At 63.4% G+C, this 11,585-nt stretch carries 13 protein-coding genes; 6 read left to right on the top strand and 7 right to left on the bottom strand.

Annotated features, from left to right (window positions below; translation table 11 throughout):
* The first annotated feature begins 30 nt into the window (after window positions 1-30).
* Entirely contained in the window at window positions 31-1,569 is a 1,539-nt protein-coding gene (locus tag ACX3OZ_RS16850; protein ID WP_459095490.1) for a UxaA family hydrolase, read from the top strand.
* Window positions 1,566-1,904 (top strand): TfoX/Sxy family protein, encoded by a 339-nt coding sequence (locus tag ACX3OZ_RS16855; RefSeq protein ID WP_459104994.1) that lies wholly within the window; start codon window positions 1,566-1,568, stop codon window positions 1,902-1,904. Before ACX3OZ_RS16850 ends, ACX3OZ_RS16855 begins: the two co-directional genes overlap by 4 nt.
* A gap of 169 nt (window positions 1,905-2,073) precedes the next feature.
* On the opposite strand, the gene ACX3OZ_RS16860 is transcribed toward ACX3OZ_RS16855, so the two are convergent.
* Window positions 2,074-2,685, bottom strand: coding sequence for a class I SAM-dependent methyltransferase (locus ACX3OZ_RS16860; protein WP_459104995.1), 612 nt, complete (start codon window positions 2,683-2,685; stop codon window positions 2,074-2,076).
* Window positions 2,682-3,596 carry an SMP-30/gluconolactonase/LRE family protein gene (locus ACX3OZ_RS16865; protein WP_459104996.1) on the bottom strand — a complete coding sequence of 305 codons (915 nt, stop codon included), beginning with the start codon at window positions 3,594-3,596 and terminating at the stop codon, window positions 2,682-2,684. The genes ACX3OZ_RS16860 and ACX3OZ_RS16865 overlap by 4 nt, the downstream gene beginning before the upstream one ends.
* 270 nt (window positions 3,597-3,866) lie before the next feature.
* Here ACX3OZ_RS16865 and ACX3OZ_RS16870 point away from each other — a divergent pair, with 270 nt between their 5' ends.
* Complete coding sequence (locus tag ACX3OZ_RS16870; RefSeq protein WP_459104997.1) at window positions 3,867-5,072, top strand: alpha-hydroxy acid oxidase; 1,206 nt, start codon at window positions 3,867-3,869, stop codon at window positions 5,070-5,072.
* Between the two features lie 155 nt (window positions 5,073-5,227).
* On the opposite strand, the gene ACX3OZ_RS16875 is transcribed toward ACX3OZ_RS16870, so the two are convergent.
* Genes ACX3OZ_RS16875 through ACX3OZ_RS16885 form a run of 3 tightly spaced genes read right to left on the bottom strand, consistent with a single transcriptional unit; the run spans window position 5,228 to window position 6,948 of the window.
* Window positions 5,228-6,031 carry an anti-sigma factor family protein gene (locus ACX3OZ_RS16875; protein WP_459104998.1) on the bottom strand — a complete coding sequence of 268 codons (804 nt, stop codon included), beginning with the start codon at window positions 6,029-6,031 and terminating at the stop codon, window positions 5,228-5,230.
* Window positions 6,028-6,534 (bottom strand): sigma-70 family RNA polymerase sigma factor, encoded by a 507-nt coding sequence (locus ACX3OZ_RS16880; RefSeq protein ID WP_459095496.1) that lies wholly within the window; start codon window positions 6,532-6,534, stop codon window positions 6,028-6,030. The genes ACX3OZ_RS16875 and ACX3OZ_RS16880 overlap by 4 nt, the downstream gene beginning before the upstream one ends.
* A gap of 15 nt (window positions 6,535-6,549) precedes the next feature.
* Complete coding sequence (locus tag ACX3OZ_RS16885) at window positions 6,550-6,948, bottom strand: COG4315 family predicted lipoprotein (RefSeq protein WP_459104999.1); 399 nt, start codon at window positions 6,946-6,948, stop codon at window positions 6,550-6,552.
* 242 nt (window positions 6,949-7,190) lie between these two features.
* Between ACX3OZ_RS16885 and ACX3OZ_RS16890 the strand changes: the two genes are divergently transcribed.
* Window positions 7,191-8,291 carry a TRAP transporter substrate-binding protein gene (locus ACX3OZ_RS16890; protein WP_459095499.1) on the top strand — a complete coding sequence of 367 codons (1,101 nt, stop codon included), beginning with the start codon at window positions 7,191-7,193 and terminating at the stop codon, window positions 8,289-8,291.
* Between the two features lie 54 nt (window positions 8,292-8,345).
* On the opposite strand, the gene ACX3OZ_RS16895 is transcribed toward ACX3OZ_RS16890, so the two are convergent.
* Window positions 8,346-9,737 carry a TRAP transporter large permease gene (locus tag ACX3OZ_RS16895; RefSeq protein WP_459095500.1) on the bottom strand — a complete coding sequence of 464 codons (1,392 nt, stop codon included), beginning with the start codon at window positions 9,735-9,737 and terminating at the stop codon, window positions 8,346-8,348.
* On the bottom strand, window positions 9,737-10,294 hold the full coding sequence (locus tag ACX3OZ_RS16900; protein WP_459095501.1) for a TRAP transporter small permease subunit: 558 nt from the start codon (window positions 10,292-10,294) through the stop codon (window positions 9,737-9,739). The genes ACX3OZ_RS16895 and ACX3OZ_RS16900 overlap by 1 nt, the downstream gene beginning before the upstream one ends.
* Window positions 10,295-10,813: 519 nt before the next feature.
* Between ACX3OZ_RS16900 and ACX3OZ_RS16905 the strand changes: the two genes are divergently transcribed.
* Complete coding sequence (locus ACX3OZ_RS16905) at window positions 10,814-11,368, top strand: SRPBCC family protein (protein WP_459105000.1); 555 nt, start codon at window positions 10,814-10,816, stop codon at window positions 11,366-11,368.
* Between the two features lie 47 nt (window positions 11,369-11,415).
* Entirely contained in the window at window positions 11,416-11,550 is a 135-nt protein-coding gene (locus tag ACX3OZ_RS16910; RefSeq protein WP_459105001.1) for a hypothetical protein, read from the top strand.
* Window positions 11,551-11,585: the final 35 nt, after the last annotated feature.

The following is an 11,585-nucleotide window of genomic DNA, read 5'->3' on the forward strand; positions in this document are numbered from 1 at the left end:
ACGAAAGTCCCCCGATCTATGTCTGAAACGATGACCCGTCCCCAAGGCCGTACCCTGCTGCTCAATGCCGAAGACAATATCGGCGTGGCGCTGGCCAATCTCGATATCGGCACCGAAACGCCGCAGGGCGTTGCTGTGGTGCGGCGGGTGCCGCGCGGGCATAAATTCGCGGTGCGGGCGATTGGCGCCGGCGAAGCGATCATCAAATTCGGCCAGATCATCGGCTTTGCCAAAGAGGGCATTCCGGCCGGCGACTGGGTGCATGAGCATAATTGCGGCATGGGCGGCGCCGATGGCTCGCTGAGCCATGACTATGCCTTCGGCGAGGGCGTGATCGCGCCGGAGATGGTGCCGGTCGGCCAGCGCTCCACCTTTGAGGGCTATCGCCGGGCCAATGGCAAGGTCGGCACGCGCAATTATATCGGCATTCTCACCTCGGTGAACTGCTCGGCCACGGTGGCCAAATTCATGGCCGAGGAAATCAACCGCTCGGGGATTCTCAAGGATTATCCGGGCATCGATGGTGTGATCCCCTTCGTGCATGGCACCGGCTGCGCCATGGACATCAAGGGCGAGGGCTACCAGCTGTTCCGTCGCACCCAATGGGGCTACACCGCCAATCCCAATCTCGGGGCGGCGCTGCTGGTCGGGCTGGGCTGCGAGAGCTTCCAGATCGACAAGATGAAGGAAAGCTACCAGCTCAGCGAAACCGACACCTTCCAGACCATGACCATCCAGGAGATCGGCGGCACCCGCAAAATGATCGACTGGGGTGTCGAGCGGATCAAGGAAATGCTGCCGGTGGCGGCGCGGGCCAAGCGCGAAACGGTGGATGCGTCAGAGCTGACGCTGGCGCTGCAATGCGGTGGTTCGGACGGTTATTCGGGGATCACCGCCAATCCGGCGCTGGGCGTGGCCGCCGATATTCTGGTGCGCCAGGGCGGCACGGCGATCCTCAGCGAAACCCCGGAAATCTATGGCGCCGAGCATTTGCTGACCCGCCGTGCGGTATCGCGCGAAGTCGGGGAAAAGCTGCTGGCGCGGATCAAGTGGTGGGAGGATTACACCGCGCGCAATCGCGGCGAGATGAACAATAATCCCTCCCCCGGCAACAAGCTGGGCGGGCTGACCACGATTTTGGAAAAGTCGCTGGGCGCGGCGGCCAAGGGCGGCACCACGCCGCTGACGGCGGTGTATGAATATGCCGAGCAGGTGACCGAAAAGGGATTTGTGTTCATGGACACGCCGGGCTTTGATCCGGTGTCGGCGACGGGGCAGGTGGCCGGTGGCGCCAATATTCTGGCCTTCACCACCGGTCGCGGTTCGGCCTATGGCTGCAAGCCGGTGCCGTCCATCAAGCTCGCCACCAATTCGGATATGTATGCGCGCATGACCGAGGACATGGACATCAATTGCGGCGATATCGTCGAGGGTGTCTCCATCGAGGCCAAGGGGCAGGAAATCTTCGATCTGCTGTTGAAGGTCGCTTCGGGCGCCGAAACCAAATCGGAAGCGCTGGGCTATGGCGACAATGAATTCGTGCCGTGGCAGGTCGGGGCGGTGATGTGAGCAGCCAGCAAAGCACCGTCGACTATCTGCTCGAACAATGCGCGGCGGCCGGTACGGTCACCGCGCGGCGGATGTTCGGCGAGTTCGCGCTGTATTGCGACACCAAGGTGGTGGCCTTTGTCTGCGACGACCAGCTGTTCATCAAGCCGACCGAGGCGGGGCGGGGCCATCTCGGCGAGGTGACGGAGGCCCCGGCCTATCCGGGGTCGAAGATGTATTATCTCATCGATGGCGGGCGCTGGGAGGATACGGACTGGCTGGCCGGGCTGGTGCGGGTGACGGCGGATGCGCTGCCACTGCCGAAGGTGAAGAAGCCGAAGGCGCGGAAGAAGTAGGTGTTGGGGCGATTGCCCACATTTTCCCTCACTCGTTGCCAAAAACGCGGTGTCATCCCGGCCTTGAGCCGGGACCCATCTTGAGATGCGACCACCGACCTGATCGGGGGATGGGCCCCGGCTCAAGGCCGGGGTGACATCGGGGGTGGGGAGATATTCTGCCCGAAACTCACCCGCGCAGGCGATAGACCGAGCCGATGCGATCAGCCTTTTCCCTTGCATCGCCGACGTCGCCTACGGCGTAGGAGGCGAGCAGTTCCAGTTGGTCCAGCGGCAAATCCCGGCGCTGTGGGTCGCCGATCAGCACGGTGATGCCGGCGGTGTGGCAGCGTTGCAGATAGGGCAGCATGATTGCCGCCACGTCGCCGTTGTAGAAGACGTCGCCGGCGGCGATCAGGTCGATGTCAGCGGGTGGGGCGCCGGTCAGGTCGATATCCAGCAGATTGATGGTGACGCCATTGGCCGCCGCGTTGAGCGCGATGGCGGCTTGGCCGTTTGGGTCGATTTCGGCGGCGGTGACCAATGCTCCCGCCTTGGCGGCGACGATGCCGACGAGGCCGGAGCCGGCGCCCAGATCGAGGATACGTTGCCCAGAAACCAGTTCGGGATGGGCCTCAAAATGCTGCGCCAAAGCGAGGCCTCCGGCCCATGGATAGGCCCAATAGGGGGCGTCGTCGCCGGGGAGCTGCGATAGCCGGCTGCCGGGATGGGCGGTGTAAAGCCGGATGCAAGGAAGACGGGGGGCCGGGTCGAGGCGCAGATTTTCGGTGATGAAGCTCAAGGCGTCTGCAGTCCGGTTGCGCCGACATAGATGGCCAGCAGATACTGGCTGGCGGTGATGAACAGTCGGTTGCGGCGGGGGCCGCCAAAGGTGAGGTTGGAGGTTTTGGCACCGGTCTTGATGCGGCCGAGCAGGGCGCCGGACGGATCGTAGCAATTCACCCCGAGCCCGGCGCTGGTCCAGACATTGCCCTCGGTATCGAGGCGGAAGCCATCGGGCAGGCCGGAGTCGATGTCGGCGAAGAGTTTGGGCTGGGTCAGTTTGCTGCCGGTGACGGAGAACTGGCGGATATGGGCCGGCCAGTCGGGATCATGGCTCTGGCCGGTGTCGGAGACATAGAGAATGGATTCGTCGGGCGAGAAGGCCAGGCCATTGGGCTTGGCGAAATCGTCGGCGACCACGGTGAGCGAACTATCGGCGGGGTCGAAGCGATAGACGAAGCAGCCGGCCTGCTCGGAATCGGCTTTGTAGCCTTCATAGTCGCTGAGGATGCCGTAGCTGGGGTCGGTGAACCAGATGCTGCCGTCGGATTTGACCACCACGTCATTGGGCGAATTGAGCCGCTTGCCCTGATAGCGGTCGACCAAGGTGGTGATGGAGCCGTCCCATTCGGTGCGCAGCACGGCGCGGGCGCCATGCGAGCAGGAAATCAGCCTTCCCTGGCGGTCGCGGGTGTTGCCGTTGACGTAATTGGAGGGGGTGCGGAAGGCAGTGACGCCGAGCTCGGGGACATATTTCAGCATGCGGTTATTGGGGATGTCGCTCCAGACCACGTAATTGCCGTCGCCGAACCAGACCGGGCCTTCGGCCCAGCGGCAGCCATCATAGAGCACCTCCAGCGCGGCGATGCCGATGGTTAGGCCGTAGAATTTTTTGTCGATGAATTCGAGCGCGTCGCCGCCGATGGCCATGGGGTGTTCTCCGGGTTGGCGGCATTTGAGGGGATGGGAGCGGTGGTGGCAAGCCATCAGTCGACCTTCCCTCCCCCGTGAGGGGAGGGATCGAGGGTGGGGGTGTCGTGGCATCCCAAAACTCGGAACTTGCGGGACCGCCGACACCCCCACCCCAACCCCTCCCCTCAAGGGGGAGGGGCTTAGGCTCCGTGGTTGGGGCACTATCCGCGCCGCATTGACGACTAACATGTTAGTTGCTAGGGCAGGGCAACTCCCGGAGCTCCCAGCATGGCCGCACTCGATAAGATCCTTACCGTCGACGAGATGAAGACCAAGGCGCGCCGCAGCGTGCCCAAGATGTTCTTCGAATATGCCGATAGCGGCAGCTATACCGAGGGCACCTATCGCGACAACGAGAGTGATTTCAACAAGATCAAGCTCAAGCAAAAGGTGGCGGTGAATCTGGAGGGGCGCAACCTCAAGAGCACCATGCTGGGCAAGCCAATCACCATGCCGGTGGCGATTGCCCCGGCGGCGACCGGCGGCATGCAGGTGGCGGATGGGGAGATCAAGGCGGCCAAGGCGGCCGAGAAATACGGTATCCCGTTCACGCTCTCGACCATGGCGGTGTGCTCCATCGAGGACATTGCCGAGAACACGACGGCACCATTCTGGTTCCAGCTTTATGTGATGCGCGATCGGGGTTTTATCGAGCGGCTGATCGACCGGGCCAAGGCGGCGAAATGTTCGGCGCTGGTGCTGACCATGGATTTGCAGATCCTCGGCCAGCGGCACAAGGATATTCATAACGGGCTCGCCACCCCGCCCAAATTCAACGCCTATAGCGTTTGGCAGATGATGCAGCATCCCCTGTGGTGCGCCCGCATGCTGGGCACCAAGCGGCATACCTTCCGCAATATTGTCGGCCATGTCAGCGGCGACCATGATCTGGCGTCACTGTCGGCCTGGACGGCCAGCCAGTTCGATCCGACGCTGAACTGGAGCGATGTGAAGTGGATCAAGGAGCGCTTTGGCGGGCCGGTGATCGTCAAGGGCGTGCTCGATCCCGAGGATGCGCAGGCGGCCATCGATAATGGGGCCGATGCCATTATCGTCTCCAACCATGGCGGACGCCAGCTTGACGGCGCGCCGTCGACCATTCGGGTGCTGCCGGAAATCATCGACGCGGTGGGGCACAAGACCGAGGTCTATCTCGATAGCGGGATTCGCTCGGGGCAGGATGTGCTCAAGGCCCTGGCCTATGGCGCCAAGGGGACGTTTATCGGCCGGCCGATGCTGTATGGGCTGGGTGCCGGTGGCGAGGCGGGGGTGACAAGGGTGCTCGATATCATCGCCAAGGAGCTGGATACCACCATGGCGCTGTGCGGCGAGCGCGACATTCTCAATGTCGGGCGGCACAATATTTATTCCAATGATTTGCCGGTGCGGAATGCGCCGGTAGACAGCAAAAACGCGGTGTCAGCGCGGTCTTGAGCCAATCTCGAAATCTCAGGATGGGCCCCGGCTCAAGGCCGGGGTGACATTGTGGGTGGGGCGAGAGTCTGTGGATATGGGGAAGGCCCCCTCACCCGACGCTGCGCGTCGACCTCTCCCCCGAAGGGAGAGGTGAAGAAGAAGAGGTGACGAAGTCACCCCCGGTAGGGGCGTTGCATGGCGACGTCGCCTTCGGTGAGCTGGGTATAGACGGCGCCGGCGACGGCTTTCATCTGGGTTTCGGGCAGGGTGCCGACCACGGTGCAGGTGATGCGGGCATTGGCCCAGTAGAAGGCTTCGGCGCCCTCATAGCTGGTGAATTTATAGGCCGGCTGGCGGTCGGGCAAAGCGGCGGTGACGTAGATGGTCACGCGCTGCTTGGTGGCGTTCTCATACATCAGTTGCGCGGCGCGGCCGCCCAGTTCGGGTTCGCCGGGCAAGAGGCGCCCGCCGACCAGGGTGAAGCCTTCCGGGGCGAGGTCGGGCATGCCCAGCCTGGTATCGAGCCGGTTGGACAGCCAACTGCTCAGATGTTCGCTGTCGTCGCCACCGACTTCGACGGCGTGGCGGTTTTCGGCGACATAGACGCTGTGGGCATTGATCGCATTGGCGATCAGGGTGGCGCTGGCGGGGCGGCTGTCGAGCAGCGGCCGGGCGATCCAGCCGGTGCCGAGGCCAAGGCCGACCAGCACGACGGCGGCAGCGGCCCAGGCCCAGGCGCGGGTGCGGCGGCGGCTGATTTCGGTGGCGAGGCGGCTGGGTTTGAGCTGCGGTGGCACGGTTTCGGCGCCGGCGGGGCCAAACAGGGTTCGGATGGCGTCGGTCTGGCGTTGCAGCAAAGCGAATTCGGCGGCCGCTTCGGGATTGGCGGCGAGATGGGCTTCCATGGCGGCGTGCTCGGAGGCCGGCAATTGCCCATCGGCATAAGCCATCAGCCGTTCGCTGGTGAACTCGCTCATTTGACCGTCCTCAGATAGGGCTCGGAGGGCGTGCCGGTGAGCAGGCGCAAGGCAGCGCGGGCGCGGCCAAGCCGGCTCATCAGCGTGCCAAGCGGAATTCCGACGATATCGGCGGCCTCCTGATAGGCGAGGCCCTCAAGGGCAACGAGCAATAGGGCTTCCTTCTGTTCGAGCGGCAGGGTTTCAATGGCGCGGGCCATTTCGGCCAGCGCGATATGGCCCGGCTGGGTGGCCGGAGTCGCCGGTTCGGGAACACTGTCGAGATGTACCGTCTCGCCCCGGCGCTGCGAGGTGCGCAGCATATTGCGATACAGGTTCAGTAAAATGGTGAACAGCCAGGCGCGGACCGGGCCGGCGGGCCGGAACAGTCCGCGCCGGGAAATGGCGCGTTCGAGACAATCCTGCACCAGATCATCGGCCAGATCAGCATTGCGTGTCAGCGCCCGGGCATAGCGCCTGAGGGCCGGCACGCAGGCTTCGAGCTGGTCGAGGAATTGGTCCATGAGGGTTTCTAAAGTCTATTCGATGGCAAGATGCCAGACGCCACCGACGCCGTCACCCTTGATGTCGCCAGCGGCGGTATCCTCGTACCAGTAATACAGCGGCCAGCCCTTATAGGCCCACATCGACGTGCCATCGTCGCGCGTGACCAGGGTGAAGTCGCCTTTGGCAGCAGCACCGGCATCGGCCATCAGCGGCGGCCATTTGACGGCGCAGTCGTCATTGCAGACGCTCTTGCCATCGCCATTGGTGTCCTTGTCGAAGGTGTAGAGCGTCATGTCACTGGCGCCGGTCAGCACCATCTTGCCACCGATATCGGTGGATTTGACGGCGCCGCCGAGATAGTCGGCGGCGAAGGCGGGTGCAGCCAGCAGGACCAGCGCGGCAGCGCCGGCCAGGAGAGTGCGGAACTTCATGATTTCCTCCGTGTTGCGGGCCATACTCAGGCCCTCGAATAGTATCAACGCGCCAGCGCGGGGTTTAATCCATCACACTTGCTGAAAATCATCGGCAGCGGATTTCCATTGCCGCGCAACAACATGCTGGACAGCGACCGATGAGCTTGCTTTTCTAGCGAACTGGTCTGCGCCGGCTCGGGGGGAGACGGCAGCGGCACCGGCATCGTCCGCACAAGCGGGCGATTCATGGGAGGAAGTTTATGAAGAGACGTGAATTCTTCAAATCGGCTTCGGTTGCCACGATTGGCGCCGCCGCTGCCTCAACACTTGCCACGCCCGCCATCGCCCAAGGCGTCATCAACTGGCGCATGGTCACCACCTGGCCCAAGAATTTTCCGGGCCTCGGGGTCGGGGCGCAGAACCTGGCCGACCGCATCACCAGGGCTTCGGGTGGTCGGCTGACGGTGCAGGTCTATGCTGCCGGCGAAATGGTGCCGGGGCTGCAGGCGCTGGACGCGGTGATCGATGGCTCGGCCGAACTGAGCCATGGCACGCCGTATTACTGGCAGAACAAAAGCCAGGGGCTGAGCTTTTTCACCGGCGTGCCTTACGGCATGACCAGCCGCGAACTGACGGCCTGGGTGCGCTATCTCGGCGGCCAGGAAATCTGGGACAAGATTTATGACCAGTTCGGCCTGCAGGGCTATCTGTCGGGCGATACCGGCACGCAGGCCGGTGGCTGGTTCCGCAATGAGCTGACGGGGCTGAGCGATCTGCAGGGGCTGCGGTTCCGCACCCCCGGTCTGGGTGGTCAGGTGTGGGGCAAGCTGGGCGCCACGGTGACCAATCTGGCGGCGGGCGATATTTTCGCGGCGCTGCAGTCGGGTACGCTGGATGCGGCCGAATTCGTCGGGCCGTATAATGATCTGGCGCTGGGTTTCTACCAGATCGCCAAGAACTATTATTTCCCCAGCTTCGTCGAGCCGGGGCTGGCCACGGAAGTCGCCATCAACAAGGCCAAGCTGCTCGAACTGCCGGAAGACCTGCAGGAAATCGTCAAGATCTGCGCCGAGGCTTCCTATGACGACGTGGCCTCCGACATGGCGGCCAATGATCCGCGCGCACTCAATGCGCTGGTCACCGAGCATGGCGTGCAGGTGCGGCGTTTCCCCGAGGAAATCCTCGAGGCCGGCGCCAAGGCATCGATGGAGCTGATTGCTGAAATCCGCGAGGGCGGCGACGCCCTGACCAAGGAAACGGCGGAGAGCTTTGTGGCCGCCTTCAACCTGCTGCGCCAGCGCACCGAGGGGACGGATATGCCCTATCTGGCCGCCCGCGAGAAATATATCAAATACACGTAAGGCTCAGCGAAGATGGAAAAGCCCGGGTTTTGGCCCGGGCTTTTTTTGTTGGTCCTAGTGGTAGATCAACCGGGGTAGCCAGGTGATCAGATCGGGGAAGATGAACAGGATGGCCAGCCCGACCAGTTGCAGGATGACGAAGGGCACGACGCCGCGATAGATCATGCCGGTGGTGACCCGGGCCGGGGCGACGCCGCGCAGATAGAACAGCGAGAAGCCGAAGGGCGGCGTCAGGAAGCTGGTCTGCAGATTGACGCCGACGGCGACGCCCAGCCAGATCGGATCGACACCCAGCGCCAGCAGCACCGGCGCGGTGATCGGGATCACGATGAAGATGATCTCGAAAGTGTCGAGGATGAAGCCCAGCAGGAACATGATGAACATGACGATGATGGTGGCGCCGATGGCCCCACCCGGCATGTTGCCGAGGAATTCATGCACCAGATTGTCGCCGCCCATCATGCGGAAGACGATGGAGAACACCGCAGCACCGAACAGGATGATGAACACCATCGAGGTGATGGTGGCGGTGGAAATCACCGCCTGGCGCAGGATGGTGAAGTTGAGTTTGCGGTTGAGCAAAGCCAGCACCATGGCGCCGACCGAACCCACCGAAGCGGCCTCGGTCGGAGTGGCGATGCCGGCGAGGATCGAGCCGAGCACGGCGACGATCAGCGCCAGCGGCGGCACCAAAGCGACCAGGACTTCGCGGGCCAGATCCTTCTTTTCGGCCTCCGGCACCGGGGTGGCGGGGCAGGATTCGGGATCGGTAAAGGCCTTGAAGATCACCCAGAGCAGATAGAGGCAAACCAGCACCATGCCGGGGATGAAGGCGCCGGCGAACAGCGCGCCAACCGACACCGGTTCGGGCGCGAAATTGCCCTTTTCCATCTGCACCTGGGCGTTGATGCCCGAGAGCATGTCGCCCATGAAAATTAGTACGGTCGAGGGCGGGATGATCTGGCCCAGCGTGCCGGAGGCGCAGATGACGCCGCTCGCCAGTTTGGGATCATAGCCGGCGCGCAGCATGGCGGGCAGCGAGATCAGCCCCATGGTGACCACGGTGGCGCCGACCACGCCGGTGGAGGCCGCGAGCAACGCCCCCACGAGAATGACCGAGATGCCGAGGCCGCCGCGCAGATTGCCGAACAGCTTGCCCATGGTGAGCAGCAGGCGCTCGGCAATGCCGGAGCGTTCCAGCATCACGCCCATGAAGATGAACAGCGGCACCGCTACCAGCACCTCATTGGTCATGAAGCCGATATAGCGGGCGGCCAGCGAGCCGAAATTGGAGGGGTCGAAAACGCCGAGCGACATGCCGACGAGGCCAAAAATCAGCGCGGTGCCGGCAAGGCTGAACGCCACGGGAAAGCCCAGCAGCAAGACGCCGATGACGCCGAAAAACATCAGACCGGAGAGGATCTCTCCCACGAGGACGAGATCCATCAGCCATGCCCCTTTTCGGCTTCATAACGCATGGGTTGGGGGAGCAGATCTTCCTTGCCGTTCAGCACCAGGATCGCCCGTGCCGCCATGGCCAGCCCCTGCAGGGCGACGACGGCGGCGAACAGCAGGATGAAGCTCTTGAGGATGAACAGGCCCGGCATGCCGCCAATATTGGCGGAGCCCTCATACAGCCGCCACGAGCGCAGCACGAAGGGCCAGCCATAAGTCCAGACCACATACATGAAGGGCAGCAGGAACAGCACGACGCCGATCAGGTCGGCGATGGCCTTTCTGCGGATCGAGGCGGGTCGGTAGAAAATATCGACGCGCACATGGTCCTGCCGCAGCAGGGCAAAGCCGGCAACGCCGGTGAACATGGCGCCGTTCACCCAGACATAGAGATCCTGCATCCACAAATGGCTGATGTGGAAAAAGTAGCGTTGGACCACCACGGCGAAGCAGACGAGAACGCAGACCAGGGCCAACCAGGAGAGCACTTCTCCCAGCACCCGGTTGATAAGGCTCGTGGCCTTGATAAACCCGACAAGCGGTTGCAATTGATACCCTCCGCGGCCAGCACCCTCCCGTCCCAGCCTGCAGCCATAAATACACGCCTCAACTTTCGAGTCTATAAATTGTCGAGGCAAGCCATTGTTGTGATGGGACAAAGCGGAGCAGGCTGTTGTGGAGCCGGTTGTCGGCGCAATAGAGCGCGCTAAATTGTTGCGGAACCGGGCAGTATCGCCACCTGCTGGATCGGTGTGTTTGGCCCTGACTGTCGCTCCGAAACGCTGCGTCGTGTCTTCCTGACGCTGTCGGCTCTTTCCCTCCCTCCCCCTTGAGGGGAGGGCCGGGGAGGGGGTGGCCTTGTGGGCAACTGCACGACCCCCACCCTCAATCCCTCCCCTCAAGGGGGAGGGAGGCGAAGGAGCCGATACGCCCGAGCTGAGTCCAAAGTGACCCCGGCGGGGGGCCACGCGCCGCGCCCCCAGAAAGGGATGCGACGCGGCCAATAGGAGTGGGTAAGAATGCGGCAGCTTTCATGCGCCACACCCAACAGAATGCGGAGCAGCCCCATGAGCCAGATGCATGAGCAGAACATCGTCGACGTCGTCATCGCCGCGCCGATCGACAGCGTATGGGCGGCGATGCGCGAGCCGGACCAGATTGCCACCTGGTTCGGCTGGGATAGTCCGTCGCTGGCCGAGGAGATCGCTTTCATTTTCGGCAGCGTGACCGCCGACGAGGCCAAGCAGGTGCTGGATTTCGGTGAATGGGAGGGGGCGTCTCACGCTGTCAGGCTCAGCGCCGAGGGCCAGCGGACAAGGCTGCTGGTGGTGCGCAGCAGCGCGACGCCGATCGACTGGGCCGGCAGCTATGACGATATCACGGAGGGCTGGATTACCTTCTTCCAGCAATTGCGGCTGGCACTGGAACGCCACAAGGGCCAGCAGCGGCGCACCATCTATCTGTCGGGGCCAAGCCGGCCTGATATCGGCGCGCCAGCGGCTGAGCTGGGCCTGGGCGACATCGCCGGGCTTGCCGCTGACGCCGCCTATGCGGTGGCGCTGGGCCCGGGCGATCAGGTCAAGGGGCAGTCTGGTATCAGTCCTCGTTCCAGACCGGACTGACCGTCGAGCCATGGGGCGACGGGTTGCTGGTGGTCAGCGATATGGGGATGTCGCCCAAGCGGCCGCATGGCGGTGGCTCGGTGCTGCTCACCACCTATGGCCTGTCCGATGCCGAGTTTGCCGCGCTCGAACAGCGCTGGACGGATTGGTGGGCGCTCCGCTACCCGACGCCCGCCAGCTGAGCAGATGCTCACGCCGCTGGTGACAGAGCGGGCAA

This window comes from Devosia sp. A369, from assembly GCF_054489345.1.